We start from the raw sequence: 24,796 nt of genomic DNA on the forward strand, positions 1-24,796 counted from the left end.
TGCCCTACCCCACGGCCGGCTTGCCGAAGATCAGTCCCAGAAATTCGCTCAGCCAGCGCTTGAGGTGCATGTCCCAGATCAGCCGGCCGCCCAAGTGGTCGCGGCCTGGCTGCGCGCCGGGCAATTCGAAGCGATGCGCGCCGCGCACCACCCAGCGCTGCATCATCACCCGGGTCAGCTCGCCATGGAACTGGATGCCCCAGGCATTCTCACCGTAACGGAACGCCTGGTTGGGATAGGTCTCCGCCGTGGCCAGCAACGTCGCTTCCTTGGGCAGCGAAAAGCCCTCGCGGTGGAACTGGTAGACCATCTCCGGCCAGTGCAGCAGTTTCTTGCCGGCGTCAGTCGCCTTCAGCGGATACCAGCCGATCTCGACCAGGCCCTCGCCATGGCCCTCGACCCTGCCGCCGAGATGGTTGGCCAGCATCTGCGCGCCGAGGCAGATGCCGAGGAACGGCCGATTCTCCTTCAGCGGGATTTGCAGCCAATCGGTCTCGCGGCGGACGAACTCGTCCTCGTCATTGGCGCTCATCGGTCCGCCGAAGATAACCGCGCCGGCGTGATCATCCAGCGTGCAGGGCAATTCGTCGCCGAGCGGCGGCCGGCGGATGTCGAGATCGAAACCTTCTTCCAGCAGCATATGGCCGACGCGGCCGGGGCTCGAATTCTCCTGATGCAGCACGATCAGGATTTTGGGTCTCGGCCTCGGTCTGGGTGGCATGGAAGGCGAAGGGTCCTGTTATTCGTCGCTCGACTTGCCCCGCGCGCCGGGCACCTCGGCCGCCGCCTTGCGGCGCGCCTCGATGCGGTCGTGACGCTCGACGCCGATCAGTTCGGCGACCCGCCAGACGGTGTTATCCTCGAGCTCGTCAAGCTCGCCATCGGCATAGACGATTTCCCACATCAGGCCGATGAAGGCCTTGCGTGCCTCGGCATCGAGCTCGCGCTTGAGCACGCTGGTGAAGGCGTAGAGGTCGATTGCCTCATTGTCGGCGCGCTCGCCGGCCGCGGCCAGTGCGTCGAGTTCCTCGCCGCTCACCGAATAGGTCTCGGCCAGGATCTGCTTGAACCGCTCCCATTCCACGTCCTGGCGCACGCCGTCGGCGTTCATCACATGGTAGAGCAGCGCCGAGGCCGCGACGCGCGGATCGTCGGCGCTCGGCCTGGTCTCGCCGCCGGCCGGCAGATCCCTCAGGAAGGACAACACACGCTCGAACATCGACACCTTTTCCCTGCCCACCAAAACCCGGCCCCAGAACACAGCTTTAGAACAAACGAAAGCGGCGCGGCGATTTATCCGCTTCTTCTTCCGGCGCAACGCCTGGATCGTCCGGCAGAGGCGGCAGCTCCGAACCCTGGCCTATGGTTTCCGCCTCACCGACGGTTTCGGCCACCGCCTTATCCTTCTCGCCGCCATTCGCCGATACCGGCTCTTCGACGGGCGCGTCGGCAACGATGTCGATCGCCTTTTCAGCGGGTGCTGCCGGCGGCGCGGCGGTGATTGCCGGCACGGCAACATCCGTGTCGCTGTCGATCAGCTGGCCAAGCCGCTCCATCGGCGCGCGCCAGGTGAAGGCGTCGAGCTTGCCGGTAACCGGCGACACCGGCGCCCAGCGCTCGGAGATGACGCCGTCCGCCACCCAGGCCGGATCGCGCGGCGCGCGCACGGCTTTGGACAGCAGCTGCCGAACCTTGCCCTGGTCGCCGGTCTCGGCTTCCTCGATATCGGCGAGCAGAAGATAGGCGCCCTCGCGGCGATCCATGCGGATCGCGGCCTCCGCTTCGCGCCGCGCGGTGGCGAAATCCTGCGCGTCGAGCGCCGCGCGCGCCACGGCCATGGACGATTCGGCGTGGTTCTTCTTCAGTTCCTGTAGCTTCCTTGCCCGGTTGAGGCGATCGAGCACGGCGTCGCCCGGCCTGGCATGGGTGTAGAGCTCGGCGATGTCGGGATGCGGCTCGGCCTTCCACGCGGCTTCCAGAATCTTGGAGCCCTTGCGCACGTCGTTTTGCCGGATAACCAGATCGGCGGCGACGACCGCCGCCGGCGCGAAATCGGGCGCCAGCTTGTTGGCTTCGAGCGCCGCGGTGCGGGCCGCGTTCGGGTCGCTGTCGACCAGCGCCTGCGCCTTGGCGGTGAGCAGCACGGCGCGGCGGCGGTTGGCCGCGTCGCGCTCGATCTGCCGCGTCGATTTCTGCGCCTCGACCAGCTTCAGCGCGCCGTCCCAGTCGCCGCGTTCGGTCAGCTCTTCGAGCGTCGATTCCGCTGCCCAGGCGAGCTGCGGCGCGACCGCCGCCGCGCGGCCGGCATAGTGGCGCGCGGCATTGCGGTCGCCGAGGCGCTCGGCCTCGAGATAAAGCCCGCGCAGCCCGAGCAGCCGCATCTCCGGATCGTCGAGCATGCGCTCGAATTTCTCGCGCGCGCCCTTGTGATCGCCTTCGAGCAGCGAGGCCTGGGCGTCGAGCAGGTTGATCAGCGGCTCCTGATCGGAGCTGATCAGCTTCACCGCTTCCTTGGTCTTCTTGCGCGCCAGCGCGCCGTCACCGGCGCCGGCGGCGATCATGCCCGTCGACAGCGCCTGGTAGCCGCGATCGCGGCGGCGCACACGGAAATAGCGCGAGATCGTATAGGGGCTGTTCCACAGCGACTTGATCAGCCACCAGACGATCATCACCGCCGCGACCACGGCGACGATCGCCACCGCCGCCACCATCAGCGTGACCTGGTACTGGTAGCCGTTGAAGGTGACGAGCATGTCGCCCGGACGGTCGGCCAGCCAGGCAAAGCCCAGTCCCAGCGCGAAGACGACGGCGAGGAAGACGAGGAGGCGGATCATCTTTTCGTCCTCACGCCTTCGTCGCGCCGGCAATCAGCGCTTCGAGCTGCTTCTCGACCTCCAGCCGCGCCTTCAATTTGCCGGCAAAATCGGCGCCGGCCGCCTTTGCCGCGTCGGGCAGCGTGTCATACTCGCTGAGCGCCTTGGCGTAGTCGCCCTGATTGATCGCCACTTCCATGCGGGCCACGGTTTCCGGCGCGCCCCTGCCTTCGACGGCGCCGACCGGCCGCACCTTGACCAGCGATTCCGCGCTCGACACCAGGCTCTGGAAGAACCCGGCATTCTGGTCGACGGGCTTTGCCGCCTCGACCATGGCATTGGCAGCGGCATCGGCTTCCGAAGCGATGGTGGCGCGGGTCGGCACGCCCTTCTCGGCATAGGAGCGCAGCGCCGCGAGCTCAGGCGCATCCGGCGCGATCGCAGCGAAGGTGTCGAGTTCGGTCGCAAATGGCGCGCCGCGGTCGAGAGCCGATTTCAGCGCCGAGGCGGCAATCGCCAGTGCGATCTTGGGCTGCGCGGCCTGCGCCTCGACCTTGCCGGAAAGCTGCGACACGGATTGCTCCAGCGCCGTGACCCGGCCGTCCTCGGCCTTGGCCGCGTCACCGGTCGATTTCACCAATGCGTCGAGCCCGGCGATCTTCTCGTTGAGCGGACCGAGATCGACGGGCGCCGCGTTACCGTTCTTCTGCAGGTCGGCGAGGGTCGTCTCGATCTGGCCGACCTTGTCGCCGAGCGCCTTGAGGGCCGTGCCGTCGCCGCTCTGTCCTGCGGTGGATTTCAGCGCCGCGATATCGGCCTTGACCTGCTCGAGAGCCGAGGAAAGACCGTCGACCTTGGCGGACGCGCCGGTGTCGCCGCTTTCCTTCAGCGCCCCGATTTCGCTCTTCAGCGAAGCGAGCTCGCCATTTACGCCGTCGAGCGATCCGCCGCCCGACCCCGGCGCGCCGAGCAGGCCGACCGACTGCAGCAGGCCGGCGCCGGCAAGCGCGATCACGCCGCCAATGACGCCCGCGGCGATGGCGTTGACGCCGGTCTTGCGCGATGGCTGCGGCACGCGATCCTCGCTCCTCGTCTCGCTTGACCGCGATGTTGCGGCGCTGGCGCTGGCCGCGGACGCGTCCTCGAAATTGTACTCGAAGCCCTTGGCCTGGCTCTTCGGGGCATCGGAGCCGCCGGGATACGGCGCCTCCGGCTCGTCCTTGCCGGCCTCGGGCTTGTCGGCCGCTGCCTGCGTGGCGTCGCTATGCTCCCACGGCTCGATATCGGCCTGCTCGGCATGGATCGGCTCTTCCGGCGCCTCCGGCTGCGAAGCGGCGACGGCCTCCTCAGCCTTCGCCTCGTCGGTCTGCGCGGCATTGGCCTCGGCCTTGGCGGCATCCTCGTCGGTGATTCGCGAGACGGCGCCGGGCTCGAGTTCGATGGTCACCGGCTCGCGCCGGGTCTTCGAATGTCGCATCTTCGGCGTCTTGACCATGCTTGGGCTCCGCGAACTGGCTTGGGGATGGTTCAAAGGGTCCAGGGGATGCTCTAGCACATCACCAAGCGGTGAAAAGGGGCGGTGTGATGACGCGGCCTAGCGCGGTTGCGACAAAAGCGCGAGAAGCGCATCCTCATCCGGTTGCGGCGCGATCTGGATCCTGCGCCCAGCGACCCTGTCTAACGGCTCGGCGACGCGCGCGGAGAGCATCAAAAATTCCGTTTTTTCAAAAAGATGCTGCAAAGCCGGCCGGGCTATCAGCCTGACCAGTGCAGCGCTGGCCTTGGCCGAATAAAGCAGCGCGGCCTCGACCGGATGGTCCGAGAGGCGGCCGACCACGTCGGCATCGCCATAGTCGATCCTGACCGTGTCGTAAGTCTCGATCGCCTGGACATGCGCGCCGGCCGCCGCCAGCCGTTGCTCGAATCCCGGGAAGCGGATGCGGCCGCACAGATACACGATTGCCTTGCCGGCAAGGCCGTCGGCGATGGCGTCGGCCAGCGCCTCGGCATCGCCCGGACCATCCGTGACGGACACAAATCCCGCTGCGCGGCAGGCTTCGGCCGTCCTTTTTCCAACCGCGTGGCAGGGCAGGTTTGCAAGCGCCGCGATCAGCGCCGTCGGCGCATGCCGCACCGCATTGGCGCTGGTGACGGCGACCGCGACGGGATCGCCGCCGATGGTCACCTCGGCAGGCAATGCGCTCGTCTCCGTCAGCGGCAGCAGGACGGGCTGAAATCCCAAGGTTTCGAGGCGTCGTGCCGTGCGCGACGCGCCGGGCTCCGGCCTCGTCACCAGGACGCGGACCATGTCAGGCCCAGCCGTCGAAGAATTTAGCACCAGCCCTGGCGCGAACCGTCCGCGCGGCGTCGAGGCCGATCTCGGCAGCGTCCGCGGCCTCGCCTTCCAGCCGGACCTCGTGCGATTCCGTGCCGTCGGGTGAGATGATCAGCCCGGTGAAGGACAGTTTCTCGCCCGATACCGTCGCATGGCCGGCGATCGGCGTGCGGCACGAGCCGTCGAGCGCGGCGAGGAAGGCGCGCTCGCACGCCAATGCCTGGCCCGTCGGCACGTGATGGATCGCCGCCAGCATTCTCTCGACATCGCGGTCGCCGATGCGCGTTTCGATGCCGATCGCGCCTTGCCCCGGCGCCGGCGGAAAATCCTCCAATGACATCAGGTCGGTGACGACATGTTCGAGCCCGAGCCGCTTCAGCCCGGCATAGGCGAGGATGGTGCCCTCGGCGACGCCCTCGTCCAGCTTGCGCAGCCTGGTCTGCACATTGCCGCGGAACATCACCACCTCGAAATCCGGCCGCATGCGGCGAAGCAGCGCCTGGCGGCGAAGCGACGACGATCCGACGGTCGCGCCATGCGGCAGGTCGGCGATTCGCTTCACGGTCTTGCCGATGAAGGCGTCGCGGGCGTCCTCGCGCGGCAGGAAGGTGGCAAGCTCCAACCCGCCGGGCAGCACCGTCGGCATATCCTTCGACGAATGCACAGCGATGTCGATGCGGCCGTCGAGCAGCGCTTCCTCGATTTCCTTGGTGAACAGGCCCTTGCCGCCGGCCTCCGACAGCGGCCGGTCCTGGATGCGGTCGCCGCTGGTCGAGATCGGCATCACTTCGAATGCCTGCTCGGGCAGCCCATGCACCTGCATCAGCCGCGCCCGCGTCTCATGCGCCTGGGCGAGCGCCAGCGGGCTGCCGCGTGTTCCGATTTTCAAAGTTTGCATGGCGCGCGGTCCGTGATAACCCCCGTCGTTGACCGAGGTCTGTCGAAATTCAGGTCAGGCCGAGCCGAAGGTGGTGGCTTCCGAGAACCGGAGCGGAGCGTACTGAAGTACGTGAGCCCCGGAAGCGCAGAAAGCCACCACTTGCGGGCCGGCATCACCTGAATATCGACAGACCTCCGGTGACACAATCTTTATGGACAGCGACCAATTGATCCGCGTTCTGGGCATTGAGACGAGTTGCGACGAGACGGCGGCCAGCGTGGTGGCGCTGGACGGCACCGCTGCGCCCGAAATCCTGTCCAATATCGTGCTCAGCCAGATCGAGGAGCACGCGGCCTTCGGCGGCGTCGTGCCCGAGATCGCCGCGCGCGCCCATGTCGAGGCGCTGGACGGCATCGTCGAAGCGGCACTTGCCGACTCGTCCGTCTCTCTCGACGAGGTCGACGCGATCGCCGCGACGGCGGGGCCGGGCCTGGTCGGCGGGCTGATCGTCGGCCTGATGACCGCCAAGGCGATCGCCGCCGCCGCCGGCAAGCCCCTGATCGCCATCAATCACCTCGAAGGCCACGCGCTGACGGCGCGGCTGACCGACGGTCTCGACTTCCCCTATCTGCTGCTGCTCGTCTCCGGCGGCCACACCCAGATCGTCGCAGTGCGCGGCGTTGGCGACTACCAGCGCTGGGCGACCACCATCGACGATGCGTTGGGCGAAGCCTTCGACAAGACCGCCAAGATGCTCGGCCTGCCCTATCCCGGCGGACCGAATGTCGAGAAGGCCGCCGCCAGCGGCGATCCCCGTCGTTTCGCCTTTCCGCGTCCGATGAAGGGCTCGGCGCAACCGGATTTCTCCTTCTCGGGCCTGAAGACGGCGGTGCGCCAGGCGGCAACCGCCATCGCGCCGCTCAGCGACCAGGACGTCGCCGACATCTGCGCCTCTTTCCAGGCGGCGGTGGCCGACGCGCTGGGCGACCGTGTCGGCCGCGCCCTTGCCCGCTTCCGCCAGGAATTCCCCGGCCAGACAAAGCCGGCGCTGGTCGTCGCCGGCGGCGTTGCCGCCAACCGCACGATCAAGGCGACGCTTGAAACGCTTTGTTCTGAAGCCGGCTTCGCCTTCGTCGCGCCGCCGCAACAACTCTGCACCGACAACGCGGCGATGATCGCCTGGGCCGGCATCGAGCGGCTGCGCGCCGGCATCGCCGACGAGAACACCGCCGACTTCGTGCCGCGTTCGCGATGGCCGCTGGACGGCGTTTCGGCACCCTTGGTCGGCTCTGGCCGGCGCGGTGCCAAGGCATGACCGCGAAGAGATCCGCAGGCTGCTGGCGCGTGGCGGTGCTGGGCGGCGGCGCCTGGGGCACGGCGCTGGCGCTTGCCATGCTGCGCGCCGGCCATGATGTCCGGCTCTATGCGCGCGACACCGAAACCGTCGCCGCCGTCGCCCGCGGCGAGAACCCGCGCTATCTGCCCGGCATCAGGATCGCGCCCGGCATCGCGGCCACCAGCGATATCGCCACGGCGCTCGACGGCGCCGACTGCGTGCTTGCGGTCACGCCGGCGCAGTCGCTGCGCGCGGTGCTGGCTGCCGCCGCCGGCCACGTGCCGAAGGGCGTGCCGCTGGTGCTTTGCGCCAAGGGCATCGAGCGCGATACCGGCGCGCTGCTCTCGGCGATCGTCGCCGAAAACCTGCCCAACAATCCGGTCGCGGCGCTGTCCGGTCCGAGCTTCGCCAGCGACGTCGCGCGCGGCCTGCCGACGGCCGTGGTGGTCGCTGCCCGCGATGGCGATCTGGCGGCAGAGCTCGCCGCCCGCTTTTCGGCGGAAAACCTGCGCTGCTATTCCAGCGACGACCTGATCGGCGTCGAAATCGGTGGCGCGCTGAAGAACGTCTTTGCCATCGCCGCCGGTGCCGTCACCGGCGCCGGGCTTGGCGCCAGCGCCCAGGCTGCCATGGTGACGCGCGGCTTCGTCGAACTGCGCCGCATCGGCGCCGCCTTCGGCGCCAGGCCGGAGACGCTGATGGGGCTTTCAGGCCTCGGCGATCTCTTGCTCACCTGTTCGTCATCGCAGTCGCGCAATTTCGCCTATGGCCTGGCGCTCGGCCAGGGCAAGCCGCTTGCCGGCCTGCCTCTGGCCGAAGGCGTGCCGACCGCAGGCATTGCCGCCCGCATCGCCGCCGAGCGCGGCATCGAAGCGCCGATCATTTCCGCCGTCGCCGCCATCCTCGACGGCAAGGTCACCATCGGCCAGGCCGTGACCGCGCTGATGACACGCCCGCTCAAGACCGAAACCGACATCTGAACCCTCGGAGTGAAAAAATGCTGTTCGCGTTGATTTGCAAGGACAAGCCCGGCCACCTGCAGCTGCGCGTCGACACGCGGCCGGCGCATGCGGCGTTCCTGGAAGGTCTGATCGGCGAAGGCAGGCTTGCCTTTGCCGGTCCCTTCCTCGACGCCGACGGCAAGCCGGACGGCAGCCTGGTGATGATCGAGGCGCCCGACATGGCTGGCGCCCAAGCCCTGGCTGCCGCCGATCCTTATGCCAAGGCCGGCCTGTTCGAAAGCGTCCAGATCCGTCCGTGGAACTGGGTGTTCCAGAAGCCCGCCGGCGCATGATCGTTCGCTGCTCTCGCCGCGGCAAGGGCGAGAGGGTAAGCATAGATGGGAACGCCATGCGTGGCGGCAAGCGATGGGACAAGAGATATGAACTACTGGCTGTTCAAGTCCGAACCTTCGGTCTTTTCCTTCGAGGCGCTGAAGGCCAAGGGCAAGGCCGGCACGCAATGGGACGGCGTGCGCAACTATGCCGCCCGCAACAACATGAAAGCGATGCAGATCGGCGATCTCGGCTTCTTCTATCACTCCAATGAGGGGCTCGACATCGTCGGTATCGCCGAGGTCTGCGCGCTAGCGCACCCCGACACCACCACCGACGATCCGCGCTGGGAATGCGTCGACATCCGCGCCTTCAAGGACGTGCCGAAGCCGGTGACGCTTGAACAGGTCAAGGCCAATCCCAAGCTCGCCGAGATGGCGCTGGTCCGGCTTGGCCGGCTTTCCGTGCAGCCGGTGACGCCGGCCGAGTGGAAAGAGGTCTGCCGCATGGCCGAGCTCAACCCGGCACCGTGACGAAGCTCACGCCGAAGAGCGCGAAAAAGTTCATCCTCGACAACACGGCGCTAATGGCGCCGCCGCATGTGCCGGAAGTCATTTTGCATCTCGCCGACGAGGCGCATGAATTGTGGCTGCGCACCGAGGAGGAGCTGGCCGCAATTGGCTTGCCCCCGCCCTTCTGGGCTTTTGCCTGGGCCGGCGGCCAGGGTCTCGCCCGGTATGTGCTCGACCATCCCGAAACCGTGCGCGGCAGGCGCGTGCTCGATTTCGCCTCCGGTTCAGGCCTCGTCGCCATCGCCGCAATGAAAGCCGGCGCGAAGCAGGTGATCGCCGCCGACATCGACCCGTTCTGCGAGACGGCGATCGCGCTCAACCTCGAAGCCAATGCCGTCGAAGGGCAATTCCTCGGCGCGGATTGCGTCGGCTCCGACGACGGCTGGGACGTCGTGCTTGCCGGCGACGTCTTCTACGACAAGGCTTTCGCCGACAGCTTGCTGCCCTGGTTCGCCAGCCTGCGGGCGCGCGGCGCCGAGATCCTCGTCGGCGATCCGGGCCGAGCCTACCTTCCCAGGGCCGGGCTGGAATCGCTCGCTGTCTACCACGTTCCGGTGACGCGGGTGCTGGAGGATGCCGAGGTCAAGCGCACGACCGTCTGGCGCCTTGCTTGACGGGATGAGCGAACAAGCGTTCCATCGCATTTCGATCTGGAGGGGAAAGCATGGATTTTTCGGTCGTGAACTGGCTGGCGGTGGTCGCCGCCGCTGTCGTCGCATGGTTGTTCGGTGCCGCCTGGTACATGGGCTTGAGCAAGCCCTGGCTGAAGGCGGCCAAGCTCGACCCGGCCACCATGAAACGCTCGGCCGTTCCGTTCGTCGTCAGCTTCGTCGCCGAGCTGATCATGGCGCTTGTCCTGACACTGGTGGTGGGTGCGATAACCGGCGGCGAGCCGAACCCGATCGCGGGATTGCTGTTCGGCTTCGTGCTCTGGCTCGGCTTCATCGCCACCACGCTCACCGTCAACCATCGCTATGAAGGCTTCGGCTGGGCCCTGACGCTGATCGATTCCGGTCACTGGCTCGGCGTGATGCTGATCATCGGCGCCGTCATCGGCTGGTTTGGCGCGCCCGCCGCGCCCGCAGCTTGAGGCGGGTTGAGATTCAGGTCAGGCCGAGCCGAAAATGGCGGTTTCTGAGAACCGGAGCGGAGCGTACTTAAAGTACGTGAGCACCGGAAGCGCAGGAAACCGACTTTTGCAGGCCGGCCTCACCTGAATATCGACGCGCCTTCACGTCGGCGTCCTTGCCGCTTCCTCGGTAAGCCATTCGCGGAAAGCGACGACGCGCGCGTCGTCCTTCACGGCCTCGGGATAGACCAGGAAATAGGCAAAGTCGGGCGCCACCTTGATGCCGAGCTCGAAAGGCTGCACCAGCCGTCCTTGCGAGAGGTCGCTGGCGACCATGGCGAAATCGGCCAGCGCCACCGCGTTGCCGTCGAGCGCCGCCTGCGTGGCGTCGGTCGAGGACCTGAACACCAGCGTGCGGCTGTCGTCGAAATCGTCGACGCCGGCCGCCTGCATCCACATACGCCAGTTCGGCCATGTCACGCCCTGCCGCGACCATTCGATGTGAGCGAGCGTATGGTTGAAGAGATCGCGTGGCTCCTTCAGCGGCGGACCTGACGCCAGCAGCGCCGGGCTGCAGACCGGGATGATGATGTTTTCGAACAGCCGGTGCGCGGCGAGCCCCGGATATCTGCCGGTGCCGAAGCGGATGCCTACATCGACGTCGTCGAGGTCGAAATCCCGGACATCGTAGGTGATGTCGAAGCGCAGCTCGATGCCCGGCTTCTGCTGGCGGAAGTCGTCGACCCGCCGCATCAGCCATTTCGTCGCGAACTGCGCGTCGAGCGTCACCTTCAGCAGTGCCGTGCCGCGCGTTATCTTGCGGGCGCGGCTGACGGCGCGGTTGAGCAGGTCTAGCGCATCGACCGAAGCCTCCAGCAACACGTTGCCCGCTTCGGTCAGCCGGATGGTGCGGCTGGTGCGCGTGAACAGCACCAGATCGAGCTGGTCCTCGATTTCCTTGATCTGATGGCTGACCGCCGCCGGGGTCAGGCCGAGCTCGTCGGCGGCGCGGGTGAAGTTGAGATGCCTGGCGGCCGCTTCGAACGTCCGCAGCGCGCGCGTCCCGGGCAGCAGCTTGGCCATGCGATCCCCAAATAAAACTTGATGATCAGAAAAGAACTACTCGTTTCCCGTTTGTTTTTCAATCCGCCATGATGGCTTCATCGAAACACCATCAAACCGGATTTGACATCCGGAGAAACACGGATAGAGCCATGTCTGATATCGCCCTGAAGTCCTGCACCCCCCTGGAATCCCCCTCCGGCCTCACCCTTTGGCTGCGTTCGGCGCGCGATTGGCTGCGCCAGGCCCGGGTCGCCGCCCGGCTGCCCCATGAGTCGGTCGAAGACCTCTCCGACAGCCAGTTGCGCGACATTGGCGCCGAACACCGGGACATCTCAAAGACAATGGACCGGGAGCTTCGCGAGATCGGGCTGCTCGGCACGGGTTGGCAGCGCAGATAGGGAGTAGGGGAATAGGGCAGTAGGGGAGTAGGGAAGATTGGCGACTTTTTTAAGCCTGCCGAACTGACACCCCCTATTCCCCTATTCCCCTATTCCCCTATTCCCCTATTCCCCTATTCCCCTACCTCACCACCCTCACCACCGTCCTATTCGACAGCAACGGAAGCAACCTCGCCATGGTACGCGCCGTCACCGCCACACAGCCTTGGGTCGGGGTGAAGCCCGGCCGGGCCAGATGGAAGAAGATCGCGCTGCCGCGCCCGCGCCGGCGCGGCGCGATGTTCCAGTCGAGCACCAGGCAGACATCGTAGAGCCGGTCGTCGCGCTTCATCCGCTCATGGCTCGCGCCATAAGGGATCTTCACCGGCCGATTGTAGTTGCGGTCGTCCGGCACCTCGCACCAGCCGAGATCCGGACCGATCGGTGCCATCGGCAGCCTTGTCCTGCGCCCGCCCGGAAAATGATCGCCCCGAAAATAGCCTGACAGGATGCGCATCGACGCCAGCGGCGTCGCGCCATCCCCTTCATGCTTGTTGGCAGTGATGCCGCTGCGCCCCAGGGCGCAGGGAAACACCGTTTTGCCGGCTTGCAGGAAGCCCTGCGCGGGGTTGCCGGGCCGGGCGCGCACGACCAAAACCCTCAGGCCTTTCGGCAAAAATGCGCCCGCCTCATTGCGCGCGCGTTTTTTCTTGTATGATTGTGTCACGGAACAAATCACTGTGATCGGCTGTTGCGCCGGTGAGCTTCCGCATAAATGGGGGGAGGTCAACTGAATATTCTTTTTAAAACAACGGATTGATCCATGACATCACGCACCATCCTGATCGTCGATGACGACGACGACCTGCGCGCCACCCTGGTTGAGCAACTGGCGCTCTACGAAGAATTCGACGTCCAGCAGGAATCGACCGCCGCAAAAGGCGTTGCCACGGCGCGCGGCGGAGTCGTCGACCTGCTCATCATGGATGTCGGCCTGCCCGACATGGATGGCCGCGAGGCGGTGAAAATCCTGCGCAAGGGCGGCTACAAGGCGCCGATCATCATGCTGACCGGCCATGACACCGATTCCGACACGATTCTGGGTCTCGAGGCCGGCGCCAACGATTATGTGACCAAGCCTTTCCGCTTCGCCGTGCTGCTTGCGCGCATCCGCGCCCAGCTTCGCCAGCACGAGCAGAGCGAGGACGCCACCTTCTCCGTCGGCCCCTATACGTTCAAGCCCAGTCAGAAGCTGCTGATCGATCCGCGCGGCGCCAAGGTGCGGCTGACCGAGAAGGAAGCCTCGATCATCAAGTATCTCTACCGCGCCGACCAGAAGGTGGTGACGCGCGACGTGCTGTTGGAAGAGGTCTGGGGCTACAATTCCGGCGTCACCACGCACACGCTGGAGACCCACGTCTACCGGTTGCGCCAGAAGATCGAGCGTGATCCTTCCAATGCCGAAATTCTTGTGACAGAAAGCGGCGGCTACAAGCTGGTTCCTTAAACATTTCATGATCTAGAGCAATTCCAGGAAAAGTGTGAGGCGGTTTTCCGTCCGGAATTGCGTCAGAACCAACAGAATGAGCGGTCGGGGCGGGACCGCTTCGGGTACGATCCTGATACTGGAGGGTGATGGATCGGCTCGATGGATGCCTCGCACGGTGTGCAGGCTGTTAGTGTTGGAGCGTTTCTCGCGCGTCCTTTTAGAACGCGCCGCTCCAAAGGAGGGACTGGACTGACCGCTCGGGGACACAGCTAGGATGGCGCTGGATGACGACATCCAAATCCTGTCCAGCGTGAAGCTTTTCCAGGGCTTCACGCAGGAACAGCTGCGCCTGCTCGCCTTCGGCGCCGAGACCACGGTGCTCCAGGCCGACCATAAGCTCTACCGCGAGGACGACGTCGCTGACTCTGCCTACATTGTAGTCAGCGGCTTGATCGCACTCTATCGGGAGCTGGGCGGTGAACGCGTCCCGATCGGTACGGCAGGCCCGGGCACCATGCTTAGCGAACTGGCGCTGATCGCCGACACCAACCGGCTGACCAGCGCCTCCGCCGCGGTCGATTCGGAAGTGATCCGATTGAGCCGCAAGATGTTCCACCGAATCCTGGAAGAATATCCGGAGATCGCTGTGCTGCTGCATGAGCGCATCCTGGAGGAGTTCCAGCAGATGATCGCCCGCATTGAGAAACTGGCGCCGCGATTTACGGGTTAAAGCATGTCTCCCGAAAGTGGGCCCGGTTTCGGGACAAAGACATGCTTAAAATCAAAAACTTAAAGCAGGTCGCGTGAATTCTTTTTCACGCGACCTGCTTTAGGCCTGGCGAAACAGCGCAGGAGCGACTTCGTCATTCTAGCGCGGAGCAAGGAGCGAAGCGACGCGCGCAGACCCTAGAATGACGACCGCAAAGGCAGACGCCCATCCGCCACCACTCGCCTAATCCAAATCGAACCGCGCAATAACCGGCACATGGTCGGACGGCTTCTCCCAGCCGCGCGCCGCCTGCAGGATCTCGTAGCCGGCGAAATTCGGCACCAGGTTGGCGGACGACCAGACATGGTCGAGGCGGCGGCCGCGGTTGGATGCCTCCCAGTCCTTCGCGCGATAGCTCCACCAGGTGTAGAGTTTCTGTTCTGCAGGCACGTTGAGCCGCATCAGGTCGACCCAGCCGCCGGCCTCGCGCATCGCCTCGAAATTTGTCGTCTCGACCGGCGTATGGCTGACGACGTTGAGCAACTGCTTGTGCGACCAGACGTCATGCTCCTGCGGCGCGATGTTCAGGTCGCCGACCAGGATCGACGCGGATAGCTCGTTCTGGCTCGCCGGCATGCCGTTCATCTCATGGACGAAATCGAGCTTGTGCCGGAATTTGCGGTTGATCTCCGGATCCGGCTCGTCGCCGCCGGCCGGCACGTAGAAATTGTGCACCAGCACCGACTTGCCGCCCGCCTGGACCCTGACAGACAGATGCCGGCTGTCGTCGATCTCGCAGAACCGCCGCTTCTCCACCAGCTCGATCGGCCGGCGGGCGACGGTGGCGACGCCGTGATAACCCTTCTGGCCGTGGAACAGGATGTGCTCGTAGCCCGCCTTGCGGAAGGCTTTTTCCGGGAACAGCTCGTCGGGAACCTTGGTCTCCTGCAGGCACAGCACATCGGGCGCGTGCTCCTTCAGGAGCCGCTCGACGATCGGCATGCGCAGGCGCACGGAGTTGATGTTCCAGGTGGCGATGGTGAAGGGCATGCGGCGAGGTCCGGGACGGCTGAGCTCGCCGCACTAGTGCCAGTGAGCGCGGACGAAGACAAGCCGAAGCATGTCGCAAGCCTTCGAGATTGGCCAAAGCCTTCTCAACTTCGTCATTCCAGGGCGGAGCAAGGAGCGAAGCGACGCGCGCAGACCCTGGAATCCATGCCGTGACGTACGAGCGCTGCAACGCTGCAGGCCTCGGAAACTGAAGCTGGCACAGGATGATGTTCTTCTGCGCCGTATCGTTCTTCGGCAAGCGGAACGGCATGGATCCTAGGGTCTCCGCTCCGCTTCGCGTCGCTTCACCCTAGGATGACGAAAGCTACTGATCGGCCGGCCAAGTTGGCAATCTACCGCGTTCTGGTGTTGAGCTCGCGGTTCGCCGTATAGTCGATCGCGAAAGTGTCGGCGGGGAAGTTGCCGCCCTCCTTGACGTTGAAGATCATCACGGTCGTGTCTTTCCCTTGGGCGTCCGTGATCGTCCACTGGCGCAGTTCGTAGGTCTTCGGATCGAACATCATGGTGATCGTCGCATTACCGAACACCGACTTGTCGGAAAGCTTGATGGTGGTGAGGTCGTCCTCTTGCTTGACGGCCTTGACGCGCCCGCCGGAGAGGTCGATCCGGTCGTCGAGGAGCAGCTTCAGCGGCGTCTTCGATAGCGGGTAGAGGTCGGAGGTGTTGAGCTTCTTGTTGAGGATCACCACCGACTTGCCGTCGGAGATGACGCGGAAGTTCGAGGAGCCGTCATAGTTGAAGCGGATCTTGCCGGGGCGTTCGAGGAAGAACTTGCCGCCGGTCTGCTCGCCTTTCGGGCCGAACTGGACGAACTCGCCGCTCATCGACTTCACCGAGGAGAAATGGTCGGCGATCTTCTGCGCCGCCGGCGGCACGGCGGCCTGCGCCGCGGCCACGAGCTGGTAGCCCGGCACGAGGTTGAGAGCGGCGGCTCCGCCAAGCATCAAGCCGAAACCAAGCACCTGGCGACGGGTGAGGGCGAATTCTGTCGAGGTCTTCATGCCGGTCACTTCCTGTGATTCGTATGGTGGCAGTATCTGGGCTCCCAGTAGGGCTTAAGTTTGGCGGGCGCGCGACAGCTCCGTCGGACAAGTTCGGGCGATAGCCCATCGCAAAGGCGCGGGCGACAGCCCGTCGCTTGAACGCGCAAGATGATTTCCAGTTGCCTGCTGGCCCGGGCTGGCGTCTCCCCGGGCCAAGGGTCTGTCGAGATTCAGGTCAGGTCGGCCCCACCTGAATATCGATAAACCCTAGAACTTATCCTCTTCGGTTGGCACCAAAATCTCGCGCTTGCCGGCATGGTTGGCCGGGCCGACAATACCTTCCTTCTCCATCTTCTCGATGATCGAGGCGGCGCGGTTGTAGCCGATGCCGAGCCTGCGCTGGATGTAGCTGGTCGAGGCCTTGCCGTCGCGCAGCACCACCGCCACCGCCTGGTCGTAGGGATCGTCGGAATCCTCGAAGTTGCCGCCGCCACCGCCGCCCGAGCCCTTGCCCGACGGGCCGTCCTCGTCCTCTTCCTCGTCATCCTCGGTGATGGCGTCGAGATATTCCGGCACGCCCTGCAGCTTCAGATGGCCGACGACCTTCTCGACCTCGTCGTCCGAGACGAACGGGCCGTGCACGCGCTGGATGCGGCCGCCGCCGGCCATGTAGAGCATGTCGCCCATGCCGAGCAGCTGCTCGGCGCCCTGCTCGCCAAGGATGGTGCGGCTGTCGATCTTCGATGTCACCTGGAACGAGATGCGGGTCGGGAAATTGGCCTTGATGGTGCCGGTGATGACGTCGACCGACGGACGCTGCGTGGCCATGATGACATGGATGCCGGCCGCGCGTGCCATCTGCGCCAGGCGCTGCACCGCGCCTTCGATGTCCTTGCCGGCCACCATCATCAAGTCGGCCATCTCGTCGATGATGACCACGATATAGGGCATCGGCTCGAGATCGAGGTCCTCGGTCTCGTAGATCGCCTCGCCGGTCTGGCGGTCGAAGCCGGTCTGCACCGTGCGCGAGATCTTCTCGCCCTTTTTCTCCGCTTGGCTGACGCGCGCGTTGAAGCCGTCGATGTTGCGCACGCCGACCTTGGACATCTTGCGGTAGCGGTCCTCCATCTCGCGCACGGTCCATTTCAGCGCGACGACCGCCTTCTTCGGATCGGTGACGACCGGCGTCAGGAGATGCGGGATGCCGTCATAGACGGAAAGTTCCAGCATCTTCGGGTCGATCATGATCAGCCGGCATTCCTGCGGCGTCAGCCGGTAGAGCAACGACAGGATCATGGTGTTGATGGCGACCGACTTGCCCGAGCCGGTGGTGCCGGCGACGAGCACGTGCGGCATCTTGGCGATGTCGACGATGACGGCCTCGCCGTTGATGGTCTTGCCGAGCGCCAGCGCCAGCTTGGCCTTGGTCGTCTCGAAATCGCGGCTGGCCATGATCTCTCTGAGATAGACCGTCTCGCGCTTGGCGTTGGGCAGTTCTATGCCGATGGCGTTGCGGCCGGGCACGACGGCGACGCGGCAGGCGATCGCGCTCATCGAGCGGGCGATATCGTCGGAAAGGCCGATGACGCGCGAGGACTTGATGCCGGGCGCCGGCTCGAGCTCGTAGAGGGTGACGACGGGGCCGGGGCGGACATGGATGATCTCGCCCTTGACGCCGAAATCCTCCAGCACGCCTTCGAGCAGGCGCGCGTTCTGCTCCAGCGCGTCCTTCGACAGGCTTGGATCCTTGGCGACGTTCCTCGGCTCGGATAGGAAATGCAGCGATGGCATCTCGAACGTGTCGGAACCGATCAGCGATGTCTGCGCCTCGCGCTGGACGCGGGCGCCCGGCACGGGTCGCGCCGCCGGCGCCGCGACCCGGGTCGCGGCATCGGAGCGGAAATTCTGCACCTTGGCGCCCGGCGCGCGGCGCTGGGCAGGCGCCTCGTCATCGAAGTCGTCGAGGTCGACGTCCTCCTCGTCGAATATGTCCTGATCGGCCGGGTCGACCGAAGCGCTGCGGTCATTGACCATGGCGGCGAAGAATTCCGGCTCGACACGGGCGCGGCCGCCGGGGCTCATCCGGGCCTCGGCGAACTCGGCCGATTCGACCCGCTCGGCGGCGCGCCGCCAGGCGCTGGCCTTGGGCTCCATCGGCGGTTCGAACTCATCGCGCTCCCGCCTGCGGCGCTCGGCGCGGCGGTGCAGGAAGGCCCGGAACGACAGCCACCAATGGGTGACGGCGCCAAGCGCGAGGATGCCCTCGTCGCCCTCGTCCTCATCCTCGTCGAACAACATCTCGTCCTGCTCGCGCCGATCGGGCTGGGCGGCGCGCTCCATGACGGCAAAGCCGTTCTTGCGCGCGATCAGCGCCGAGCCATAGGCAAACAGCCACAACATCGGCGCGGCGAGGATGACCGCTATGATGGTGGCGAAAAGCCCTTTCGGATAACCGCCGACCGCGATGCCCGGGATTTTCAGCACCATGTCGCCGAACACGCCGCCGAGCCCGGTCGGCAGCGGCCAGGTGTTGGGCGGCGTCACGCAGCCGGCGATGGCCGCGGCCGTGAGCGCGAAGCCGAACCAAGCGAAGCCGCGCTTCGGCAATTTGTCGACGCCGCGCGCCGAGAACAGAAGGAAGCCCCAGATCACCGCCGGCACCAGCCCGGCGACGGCGGCGAGGCCGAAGAACTGCATGGCGAGGTCGGAGAACACTGCGCCGGCGTAGCCCATGGCGTTGGTGACGACGTTGCTGGTGGCGTGCGAGAAGCTCGGGTCGGCGACGTTCCATGTGGCCAGAGCCGCGATGCCGAAGGCGGTGAACAGGAACAGCCCGGCGCCGACCAGCCGCCCGACCTGACGCCGCGCGAATGCCTGGATGCCGTGCCCCGTATCGGTCAGCGCGAGCGGTGCTGAGGCGCCTGAACGCATGCTCTTCCCCGTGTTCGTTGCCTGGCCGGGCGCATGGCGCACCTCGGCAGATTCGAACGCCAGACTATCGGGGGGAAGGTTAAGGCCGCATTAACCATGGCCCTTTACCAGGCTTCGGCTCGCACAAAGGTGGCAGGCCGCGCGGCCCGCCACCTCTGTGCATCAAATGACGAAACGATCGGGCCTTCCAGACCCGACCTTCCGCAAATCACTTGTGGCCGGCATATGCCATCAGGTTGGCGCAGAATTCGGCGTGAGGCTTGCTCATTGCCGCGTCCTGGCACTCCTTCATCATCGTGTCCTGCTTGTCCTTCGCCGTCGAAGCCCAGGCGGCCTTGAACTCGGCCTCGGGCTTCATGGTCTTCATGCTGGAATCGGTGAAGAACGGAGCCATATTGTCCGGCTCATCGAGAGCACCGGCAAGTGCAACGCCGCTGATCATCGAAAGAGCCATTGCTCCCAGGAAGATGTTCTTGAGGTTCATCAGATGGTTCCTTCCCTCTTGTTTGGCGAGCGCCTTGATGACGCCCACAATCCCATTACGGAATCTGGAGGGCCGATGTTTCACTCAGGCTCGATCAAGTGAATGTGATCGAAACTTCTCCTGACCGGCGCCGAACAAAAAAGGAGGCCCGGAAGGTTGTTCCGGGCCTCAAGGCGTGAGCCCCTTTCGAGAGCGTCACGACGGGATCTTGGGAGGAATTCGGGCCGGCGGGAGGAGGATCCGCCGGCCCTTGGCAAAGGGTAGCCTTACGGCACCACTTCGCCGTGCTGGGTGACGTCGAGGCCTTCCACCTCTTCCTGGGTCGACGGACGCAGGCCGACCAGGGCCTTGACGATGTAGAGGATCACGAAGGTGGCGATCGCCGTCCACAGGATGGTGAAGGCGATGCCGTAGAGCTGCTTGCCGACCGAAGCGTCCTTGCCGAGCGCGTTGATGGCCGGATCGGCCAGCGCGCCGGTGAGCAGCGCGCCGACGATACCGCCGATGCCATGCACGCCGAAGGCGTCGAGCGAGTCGTCATAGCCGAGCGCATGCTTGAGCTTGACCGCCGACAGGTAGCAGATGACGCCGGCAAGGATGCCGACGATGAAGGCGCCGGTCGGGTTGACGAAGCCGGAAGCCGGCGTCACCGCGACGAGGCCGGCGACGGCGCCCGAGATGATGCCAAGCACGGAAGGCTTCTTGGCGACGATCCATTCGGCGAACATCCAGGCCAGCGCCGCGGCGGCGGTGGCGACCTGCGTGTTCATCATCGCGGCACCGGCGAGGCCGTCGGCCGCCAGTTCCGAACCGGCGTTGAAGCCGAACCAGCCGACCCACAGCAGCGAGGCGCCGATCACCGAATAGACGAGGTTGTGCGGCGCCATGTTGGTGGTGCCGTAGCCCTCGCGCTTGCCGAGCACCAGCGCGCAGACCAGGCCCGCGACGCCGGCGTTGATGTGGACGACCGTGCCGCCGGCGAAGTCGAGCACGCCAGCCGTGCCGAGGAAGCCGCCGCCCCACACCCAGTGCGCGATCGGGGCGTAGACGAAGACCAGCCACAGGCCCATGAAGAGCAGCAGCGCCGAGAATTTCATGCGCTCGGCGAAAGCGCCGGCGATCAGCGCGGGCGTGATGATGGCGAAGGTCATCTGGAACATCGAGAAGACGAATTCTGGAATGTTCGAGACCCCCGGCAGCCACAGCGTCGAGACGGTGATGCCGTGGTGGAAGAACCGCGAGAAGCCGCCGATATAGGCGTTCATGGTGGCGGAGTCATTGGTGGTGAAGGCCAGCGAATAGCCGAACATGAACCACAGCACCGTCACCAGGCAGGTGACGGCGAAGCTCTGCATGATGGTGGCGAGCACGTTCTTCTTGCGCACCATGCCGCCGTAGAACAGCGCCAGGCCGGGGATGGTCATCATCAGCACCAGCGCCGTCGAGGTGAGCATCCAGGCGGTATTGCCGGTGTCGAGCGCGGGTGCCGGCGCGGCGGGCGCCGCGGCGGTGGCTGCCGGGGCGGCGGCCTGCGCGAAGGCGGCGACGGTGCTCAGCGCCACGAGCGCGAGCGAAGCGGCCCCGCGTCCCGTCGTCTTCAAGGTGGAAGGAATATTCATTGAACTCTCCGTTGGAATGGGTGTTCGCCGCTTAGAGCGCGTCGGTGTCTGTTTCGCCGGTACGGATACGCACCGCCTGGTCTATGCCGAAGACGAAGATCTTGCCGTCGCCGATCTGGCCGGTCTTGGCAGCCGCGGTGATGGCTTCGACGGCCTTGTCGACCATGTCGGCGCCGACGGCGACCTCGATCTTGATTTTCGGCAGGAAGCTGACCGCGTATTCCGCGCCGCGATAGATTTCCGTATGTCCCTTCTGACGCCCGTAGCCTTTGACTTCGGTGACGGTCAGGCCCTGGATGCCGACGGCGGTGAGCGCTTCGCGCACCTCGTCGAGCTTGAACGGCTTGATGATTGCCATCACGATTTTCATAAGGTTTCACCCTTTGCTGTTGCGGTCCCCCGCGTTTGCACACCTTCACCGATCCCGAGGAGAGCCGGAGAGTGCCCGACAGGATTCAAGCTCCGTGCCAATTGCCGAAGCAGGGTGTTAACCTATTGTAAACAAAGGGAACCGGTGACCCGCGCACAGTATTTGTGCGCGCGCGCATCGGGCCGCCAGATCAAAAAATAGGCAAAATCCGGAAAATGCCTATTTAGTAGGCTTGAATAGAAACCGGCTCAGCGTTTGAGTCGGATCAGGCCTTCCTGGGCGACCGAAGCGATAAGCGTCCCATCGCGCGCGAACAGCGAGCCGCGGGTGAAGCCGCGCGACCCTTGCGTCGACGGACTGTCCTGATTGTAGAGGATCCAGTCGTCCAGCGAATGGCTGCGGTGGAACCACATGGCGTGGTCGAGGCTGGCGGCCTGGATGTCGCGGTCGAAGATGGCGCGGCCATGCGCGAAGGTCGAGGTGTCGAGCAGCGTCATGTCGGAGAGGTAGGCGAGCACGGCCGCCTGCGTCGCGCGGTTTTCCGGCACCGGGCCAGTGGTGCGGATCCAGATGTTCTGCTGCGGATCGAGCTTTTCGCGGCTCGTGTAGTGCTTCAGCATCACCGGCTTCATCTCGATCGGCCGGTCGCGCTCCCAGTAGCGCCTGATGCCTTCCGGCACCGCCTCGCCGAATTTGCCGAGCAGTTCGGGCTGGGTGAGCAGCGTGTCCGGCTCCGGCACGTCGCGCGGCATCGGCATCTGGTGCTCCAGCCCGACCTCGTCCTGCTGGAACGAGGCCTCCAGCGAGAAGATCGCCTGGCCATGCTGGATCGCCACGACCCGGCGCGTGGTGAAGGAGCCGCCGTCGCGGATGCGGTCGACCTCGTAGACGATCGGCAGCTTGGTGTCGCCGGGCCGCATGAAATAGCCGTGCAGCGAATGCACGTGGCGCTCGGGCTCCACGGTGCGCTGCGCGGCGACCAGCGCCTGGGCGATGGTCTGACCGCCGAAGACGCGCTGCCAGTCGACCTTGGGGCTGCGACCACGATACAGATTGTGTTCGAGTTGCTCGAGGTCGAGAATGTCGAGAAGCTCGTCCATGGCCGCTGTCATGTTTGAAATCCTTCGAGGATGTGCCATGGCCGGTTTCGGACAGGACGTGCGGGCAGTCAAGGCCGCAAGCGGCGGCCGGCCGAAGCCGTGAAAGGATGATGCCATGGTCGACCGCAAGCCGGACGCAACAGGCGCCGATGGAAAGCGCGAGGCGCCGCTCGACGTGCTCATCGCCGGCGCCGGCTATGTCGGCCTCACCGCGGCCGTGTCGCTGAAGCAGGCACGGCCGGGCCTCGCCGTCGCCGTCGTTGACGCGGCGCCAGCCGGTGTCTGGCAGCGTGACGGCCGCGCCTCGGCCATCGCGGCCGCCGCCAGCCGGATGCTGGAACAACTCGGCGTCTGGGAGGACATCGCGCCGGAAGCGCAGGCGATCACCGAGATGATCATCACCGACTCGCGCGCCGCCGATCCGGTGCGTCCGGTGTTTCTGACCTTCGACGGCGAGGTGGCGCCCGGCGAGGCTTTCGCCCACATGGTCGCCAACCGCGACTTGAACGGCGCGCTGCGCCGCCGCGCCGAAAAGCTCGGCATCGATCTCATCGAAGGCATGGCGGTCAGCGCCTTCGATGTGAATGGCGCCGGCATCACCGTGCACCTGGCCGACGGCGCGACGCTGAAGGCGCGGCTGCTGATCGCCGCCGACGGCGTCAACTCGAAACTGCGCGACATGGCCGGCATCAAGACGGTCAAATGGGAATACGGCCAGTCCGGCATCGTCTGCACGGTGGCGCATGAGCGTCCGCACAATGGCCGCGCCGAAGAGCATTTCCTCCCCGCGGGGCCTTTCGCGACGCTGCCGCTGAAGCCGGACAAGGATGGAACCAACCGCTCGTCGATCGTCTGGGTGGAGCGCACGGAAGATGCCAAGGCGCTGGTCGAGGGCGACGAGTTCGTTTTCGAGCACGATCTGGAGCAGCGCTTCGGCCTGAAGCTCGGCGAAATAAGCGTCGCCGACAAGCCGCGCGCCTGGCCGCTCGGCCTGACGCTGGCCCGCGCCTTCGTCGCGCCGCGCTTTGCGCTCGCCGGCGACGCCGCGCACGGCATCCATCCGATCGCCGGCCAGGGCCTCAATCTTGGTTTCAAGGATGTCGCCGCGCTCGCCGAAGTCGTGGTCGAGGCCGACCGGCTCGGCCAGGACATCGGCGCGCTCGACGTGCTCGAACGCTACCAGCAATGGCGCCGCTTCGACACGCTGCAGATGGGCGTCACCACCGACGTCTTGAACCGGCTGTTCTCCAACGACATCGGCCCGCTGCGTGCCGTGCGCGACCTTGGCCTCGGCCTCGTCGAGCGCATGCCGAGGCTGAAAGATTTCTTCATCCGCCAGGCCTCGGGCCTGTCCGGCGACACGCCAAGGCTGCTGAAGGGCGAGGCGATCTAGCGCCCGATTGGCCGCAGCGCCTGTCCAGTCGTCATTCTATGGCGGAGCAAGGAGCGAAGCGACGCGGCGCAGACCATAGAATCCATTCCGTTACCTATAAGCGCTGCGACGATGCAGAATTTCTGCTCCGCCGCACCCCACGTTCGAAGTCACGGCATGGATTCTCGGGTCAAGCCCGAGAATGACGAGGCGATAGGCCGTTTCGGTCAACCACCAAGGCATATGATCCGCTAACGAGCGCCCTTAATTAACCTCGAACCCCAGCTTCTGCCGCAACCTCAGCATCCGCTGGTCGGCGATCTTCAAGCTCTGCCCGCCGCCTTGCGCGACCCGGTTCAGCATCCTGAGCAGGTCGTCGCGCTCATGCGGATCGAGGCGTTCGCGCAGGAACGGCGCCAGCTTGTCGATAACGATCGTCATGTCGTCGACCTGCGCGGCCGCCCATTTGGCGTAAACGACAGCCTCATCGGTCTTCTTTGGGCCTTCCGCGATCTGCGCGATCACCTCGCGGATGACGGCCTCGCGCTGCGGCAGGATCGGACCGTGCTCCGCGACGATCGCAGTGATCAGCGTCGCCGCCGCCACCACCGGATCGTCGATCGCGGTCAGCGGCGAGAGCGCGGCCTGGTTGCGCAATTTCTTGCGGCGGATGTTGCCCTGGACGCGACCGACGACATCGGCGACCTCGCGCGCGGCGTCGCTCATATATTTCAGCCGGTACCACCAGATGGCGGCCGCTCCGAGCAGGCCGAGAATGGCGATCAGGAAAGGCATGCCGAATTCCCCCGAAATCGCGGCGACGATAAGAGAAGCGCGGCCCCGCTTCAACACGCAACGGTTGCGACTGATGAAGAAAAGCTGAACATCCCGCCGCAACCGCCTAAGGCATGTCGCGCAAAAGTGACCTCGGTTTTGCGATGACGACA

Annotated in this window: 26 protein-coding genes; 10 read left to right on the forward strand and 16 right to left on the reverse strand. The window is 65.5% G+C overall.

Annotated elements, in window-relative coordinates; genetic code table 11:
- Window positions 1-4: 4 nt before the first annotated feature.
- The 6 genes from WDX12_RS07865 to hemC all read right to left on the reverse strand — a co-directional run bounded on the left by WDX12_RS07865 (window position 5) and on the right by hemC (window position 6,046).
- Window positions 5-721, reverse strand: a complete 717-nt coding sequence (locus WDX12_RS07865; RefSeq protein ID WP_434724485.1) for a glutamine amidotransferase — start codon at window positions 719-721, stop codon at window positions 5-7.
- 18 nt (window positions 722-739) lie between these two features.
- The gene (locus tag WDX12_RS07870; protein ID WP_320297481.1) at window positions 740-1,219 is read right to left on the reverse strand and encodes a TerB family tellurite resistance protein; all 480 of its coding nucleotides are present in this window, start codon (window positions 1,217-1,219) and stop codon (window positions 740-742) included.
- 46 nt (window positions 1,220-1,265) lie between these two features.
- Window positions 1,266-2,834 carry a heme biosynthesis protein HemY gene (locus WDX12_RS07875; RefSeq protein WP_434724486.1) on the reverse strand — a complete coding sequence of 523 codons (1,569 nt, stop codon included), beginning with the start codon at window positions 2,832-2,834 and terminating at the stop codon, window positions 1,266-1,268.
- A 10-nt stretch (window positions 2,835-2,844) separates the two neighbouring features.
- Window positions 2,845-4,308, reverse strand: a complete 1,464-nt coding sequence (locus WDX12_RS07880; protein ID WP_434724487.1) for a COG4223 family protein — start codon at window positions 4,306-4,308, stop codon at window positions 2,845-2,847.
- A gap of 99 nt (window positions 4,309-4,407) precedes the next feature.
- Entirely contained in the window at window positions 4,408-5,121 is a 714-nt protein-coding gene (locus WDX12_RS07885; RefSeq protein ID WP_434724488.1) for a uroporphyrinogen-III synthase, read from the reverse strand.
- Between the two features lies 1 nt (window position 5,122).
- Entirely contained in the window at window positions 5,123-6,046 is a 924-nt protein-coding gene (gene hemC / locus WDX12_RS07890; protein ID WP_434724489.1) for a hydroxymethylbilane synthase, read from the reverse strand.
- Between the two features lie 211 nt (window positions 6,047-6,257).
- Here hemC and tsaD point away from each other — a divergent pair, with 211 nt between their 5' ends.
- The 6 genes from tsaD to WDX12_RS07920 all read left to right on the forward strand — a co-directional run bounded on the left by tsaD (window position 6,258) and on the right by WDX12_RS07920 (window position 10,300).
- Window positions 6,258-7,343 carry a tRNA (adenosine(37)-N6)-threonylcarbamoyltransferase complex transferase subunit TsaD gene (gene tsaD / locus WDX12_RS07895; protein WP_434725589.1) on the forward strand — a complete coding sequence of 362 codons (1,086 nt, stop codon included), beginning with the start codon at window positions 6,258-6,260 and terminating at the stop codon, window positions 7,341-7,343.
- On the forward strand, window positions 7,340-8,344 hold the full coding sequence (locus tag WDX12_RS07900; protein WP_434724490.1) for an NAD(P)H-dependent glycerol-3-phosphate dehydrogenase: 1,005 nt from the start codon (window positions 7,340-7,342) through the stop codon (window positions 8,342-8,344). Before tsaD ends, WDX12_RS07900 begins: the two co-directional genes overlap by 4 nt.
- 17 nt (window positions 8,345-8,361) lie before the next feature.
- Complete coding sequence (locus tag WDX12_RS07905; protein WP_434724491.1) at window positions 8,362-8,658, forward strand: YciI-like protein; 297 nt, start codon at window positions 8,362-8,364, stop codon at window positions 8,656-8,658.
- Window positions 8,659-8,745: 87 nt separating this feature from the next.
- Window positions 8,746-9,171 (forward strand): EVE domain-containing protein, encoded by a 426-nt coding sequence (locus WDX12_RS07910; RefSeq protein WP_040991460.1) that lies wholly within the window; start codon window positions 8,746-8,748, stop codon window positions 9,169-9,171.
- The gene (locus WDX12_RS07915; RefSeq protein ID WP_434724492.1) at window positions 9,168-9,824 is read left to right on the forward strand and encodes a class I SAM-dependent methyltransferase; all 657 of its coding nucleotides are present in this window, start codon (window positions 9,168-9,170) and stop codon (window positions 9,822-9,824) included. The genes WDX12_RS07910 and WDX12_RS07915 overlap by 4 nt, the downstream gene beginning before the upstream one ends.
- A 50-nt stretch (window positions 9,825-9,874) precedes the next feature.
- Window positions 9,875-10,300 (forward strand): DUF1761 domain-containing protein, encoded by a 426-nt coding sequence (locus WDX12_RS07920; protein WP_434724493.1) that lies wholly within the window; start codon window positions 9,875-9,877, stop codon window positions 10,298-10,300.
- 141 nt (window positions 10,301-10,441) lie between these two features.
- Here WDX12_RS07920 and gcvA read toward each other — a convergent pair whose 3' ends face one another.
- Entirely contained in the window at window positions 10,442-11,362 is a 921-nt protein-coding gene (gene gcvA, locus WDX12_RS07925; protein ID WP_434724494.1) for a transcriptional regulator GcvA, read from the reverse strand.
- A gap of 131 nt (window positions 11,363-11,493) precedes the next feature.
- Here gcvA and WDX12_RS07930 point away from each other — a divergent pair, with 131 nt between their 5' ends.
- On the forward strand, window positions 11,494-11,742 hold the full coding sequence (locus tag WDX12_RS07930; RefSeq protein ID WP_434724495.1) for a hypothetical protein: 249 nt from the start codon (window positions 11,494-11,496) through the stop codon (window positions 11,740-11,742).
- A 121-nt stretch (window positions 11,743-11,863) separates the two neighbouring features.
- Here WDX12_RS07930 and WDX12_RS07935 read toward each other — a convergent pair whose 3' ends face one another.
- Window positions 11,864-12,460 (reverse strand): L,D-transpeptidase family protein, encoded by a 597-nt coding sequence (locus tag WDX12_RS07935; RefSeq protein WP_434725590.1) that lies wholly within the window; start codon window positions 12,458-12,460, stop codon window positions 11,864-11,866.
- An 84-nt stretch (window positions 12,461-12,544) separates the two neighbouring features.
- Here WDX12_RS07935 and WDX12_RS07940 point away from each other — a divergent pair, with 84 nt between their 5' ends.
- On the forward strand, window positions 12,545-13,228 hold the full coding sequence (locus WDX12_RS07940) for a response regulator transcription factor (protein WP_320297469.1): 684 nt from the start codon (window positions 12,545-12,547) through the stop codon (window positions 13,226-13,228).
- Between the two features lie 256 nt (window positions 13,229-13,484).
- Window positions 13,485-13,940 carry a cyclic nucleotide-binding domain-containing protein gene (locus WDX12_RS07945; protein WP_320297468.1) on the forward strand — a complete coding sequence of 152 codons (456 nt, stop codon included), beginning with the start codon at window positions 13,485-13,487 and terminating at the stop codon, window positions 13,938-13,940.
- A 222-nt stretch (window positions 13,941-14,162) separates the two neighbouring features.
- Here WDX12_RS07945 and xth read toward each other — a convergent pair whose 3' ends face one another.
- From xth to tesB, 7 genes are all read right to left on the reverse strand, one after another.
- Entirely contained in the window at window positions 14,163-14,969 is an 807-nt protein-coding gene (gene xth, locus WDX12_RS07950; RefSeq protein ID WP_434724496.1) for an exodeoxyribonuclease III, read from the reverse strand.
- A 353-nt stretch (window positions 14,970-15,322) separates the two neighbouring features.
- The gene (locus WDX12_RS07955) at window positions 15,323-15,991 is read right to left on the reverse strand and encodes an outer membrane lipoprotein carrier protein LolA (RefSeq protein ID WP_320298873.1); all 669 of its coding nucleotides are present in this window, start codon (window positions 15,989-15,991) and stop codon (window positions 15,323-15,325) included.
- A 249-nt stretch (window positions 15,992-16,240) separates the two neighbouring features.
- The gene (locus WDX12_RS07960) at window positions 16,241-18,904 is read right to left on the reverse strand and encodes a DNA translocase FtsK (RefSeq protein ID WP_434724497.1); all 2,664 of its coding nucleotides are present in this window, start codon (window positions 18,902-18,904) and stop codon (window positions 16,241-16,243) included.
- 208 nt (window positions 18,905-19,112) lie between these two features.
- Window positions 19,113-19,388 carry a hypothetical protein gene (locus WDX12_RS07965; RefSeq protein ID WP_320298875.1) on the reverse strand — a complete coding sequence of 92 codons (276 nt, stop codon included), beginning with the start codon at window positions 19,386-19,388 and terminating at the stop codon, window positions 19,113-19,115.
- A gap of 266 nt (window positions 19,389-19,654) precedes the next feature.
- Complete coding sequence (locus tag WDX12_RS07970; RefSeq protein ID WP_320298891.1) at window positions 19,655-20,989, reverse strand: ammonium transporter; 1,335 nt, start codon at window positions 20,987-20,989, stop codon at window positions 19,655-19,657.
- A 49-nt stretch (window positions 20,990-21,038) separates the two neighbouring features.
- Entirely contained in the window at window positions 21,039-21,377 is a 339-nt protein-coding gene (locus WDX12_RS07975) for a P-II family nitrogen regulator (protein ID WP_006327120.1), read from the reverse strand.
- A gap of 248 nt (window positions 21,378-21,625) precedes the next feature.
- Window positions 21,626-22,489, reverse strand: a complete 864-nt coding sequence (gene tesB / locus WDX12_RS07980) for an acyl-CoA thioesterase II (RefSeq protein WP_320298876.1) — start codon at window positions 22,487-22,489, stop codon at window positions 21,626-21,628.
- Window positions 22,490-22,592: 103 nt separating this feature from the next.
- Here tesB and WDX12_RS07985 point away from each other — a divergent pair, with 103 nt between their 5' ends.
- Window positions 22,593-23,870: a ubiquinone biosynthesis hydroxylase gene (locus tag WDX12_RS07985; protein ID WP_434724498.1), complete on the forward strand. Its 1,278-nt coding sequence runs from the start codon at window positions 22,593-22,595 to the stop codon at window positions 23,868-23,870.
- A 243-nt stretch (window positions 23,871-24,113) separates the two neighbouring features.
- On the opposite strand, the gene WDX12_RS07990 is transcribed toward WDX12_RS07985, so the two are convergent.
- Entirely contained in the window at window positions 24,114-24,644 is a 531-nt protein-coding gene (locus tag WDX12_RS07990) for a hypothetical protein (RefSeq protein ID WP_434724499.1), read from the reverse strand.
- Window positions 24,645-24,796 lie beyond the last annotated feature (152 nt).

The organism is Mesorhizobium sp. RIZ17, from assembly GCF_051127865.1.
In the GTDB taxonomy this organism is placed as follows: Bacteria; Pseudomonadota; Alphaproteobacteria; order Rhizobiales; family Rhizobiaceae; genus Mesorhizobium; species Mesorhizobium humile.

What these genes read in the sequence shown, in the direction of transcription:
- tesB (WP_320298876.1), bottom strand. Translation starts at nt 22,489, where the DNA reads ATGACAGCGGCCATGGACGAGCTTCTCGACATTCTCGACCTCGAGCAA.
- WDX12_RS07875 (WP_434724486.1), bottom strand. Translation starts at nt 2,834, where the DNA reads ATGATCCGCCTCCTCGTCTTCCTCGCCGTCGTCTTCGCGCTGGGACTG.
- WDX12_RS07955 (WP_320298873.1), bottom strand. Translation starts at nt 15,991, where the DNA reads ATGAAGACCTCGACAGAATTCGCCCTCACCCGTCGCCAGGTGCTTGGT.
- WDX12_RS07975 (WP_006327120.1), bottom strand. Translation starts at nt 21,377, where the DNA reads ATGAAAATCGTGATGGCAATCATCAAGCCGTTCAAGCTCGACGAGGTG.
- WDX12_RS07900 (WP_434724490.1), top strand. Translation starts at nt 7,340, where the DNA reads ATGACCGCGAAGAGATCCGCAGGCTGCTGGCGCGTGGCGGTGCTGGGC.
- gcvA (WP_434724494.1), bottom strand. Translation starts at nt 11,362, where the DNA reads ATGGCCAAGCTGCTGCCCGGGACGCGCGCGCTGCGGACGTTCGAAGCG.
- WDX12_RS07905 (WP_434724491.1), top strand. Translation starts at nt 8,362, where the DNA reads ATGCTGTTCGCGTTGATTTGCAAGGACAAGCCCGGCCACCTGCAGCTG.
- WDX12_RS07930 (WP_434724495.1), top strand. Translation starts at nt 11,494, where the DNA reads ATGTCTGATATCGCCCTGAAGTCCTGCACCCCCCTGGAATCCCCCTCC.
- WDX12_RS07910 (WP_040991460.1), top strand. Translation starts at nt 8,746, where the DNA reads ATGAACTACTGGCTGTTCAAGTCCGAACCTTCGGTCTTTTCCTTCGAG.
- WDX12_RS07940 (WP_320297469.1), top strand. Translation starts at nt 12,545, where the DNA reads ATGACATCACGCACCATCCTGATCGTCGATGACGACGACGACCTGCGC.
- WDX12_RS07880 (WP_434724487.1), bottom strand. Translation starts at nt 4,308, where the DNA reads ATGGTCAAGACGCCGAAGATGCGACATTCGAAGACCCGGCGCGAGCCG.
- WDX12_RS07870 (WP_320297481.1), bottom strand. Translation starts at nt 1,219, where the DNA reads ATGTTCGAGCGTGTGTTGTCCTTCCTGAGGGATCTGCCGGCCGGCGGC.
- WDX12_RS07945 (WP_320297468.1), top strand. Translation starts at nt 13,485, where the DNA reads ATGGCGCTGGATGACGACATCCAAATCCTGTCCAGCGTGAAGCTTTTC.
- WDX12_RS07965 (WP_320298875.1), bottom strand. Translation starts at nt 19,388, where the DNA reads ATGAACCTCAAGAACATCTTCCTGGGAGCAATGGCTCTTTCGATGATC.
- WDX12_RS07990 (WP_434724499.1), bottom strand. Translation starts at nt 24,644, where the DNA reads ATGCCTTTCCTGATCGCCATTCTCGGCCTGCTCGGAGCGGCCGCCATC.
- WDX12_RS07960 (WP_434724497.1), bottom strand. Translation starts at nt 18,904, where the DNA reads ATGCGTTCAGGCGCCTCAGCACCGCTCGCGCTGACCGATACGGGGCAC.
- WDX12_RS07985 (WP_434724498.1), top strand. Translation starts at nt 22,593, where the DNA reads ATGGTCGACCGCAAGCCGGACGCAACAGGCGCCGATGGAAAGCGCGAG.
- xth (WP_434724496.1), bottom strand. Translation starts at nt 14,969, where the DNA reads ATGCCCTTCACCATCGCCACCTGGAACATCAACTCCGTGCGCCTGCGC.
- hemC (WP_434724489.1), bottom strand. Translation starts at nt 6,046, where the DNA reads ATGCAAACTTTGAAAATCGGAACACGCGGCAGCCCGCTGGCGCTCGCC.
- WDX12_RS07920 (WP_434724493.1), top strand. Translation starts at nt 9,875, where the DNA reads ATGGATTTTTCGGTCGTGAACTGGCTGGCGGTGGTCGCCGCCGCTGTC.
- WDX12_RS07885 (WP_434724488.1), bottom strand. Translation starts at nt 5,121, where the DNA reads ATGGTCCGCGTCCTGGTGACGAGGCCGGAGCCCGGCGCGTCGCGCACG.
- WDX12_RS07865 (WP_434724485.1), bottom strand. Translation starts at nt 721, where the DNA reads ATGCCACCCAGACCGAGGCCGAGACCCAAAATCCTGATCGTGCTGCAT.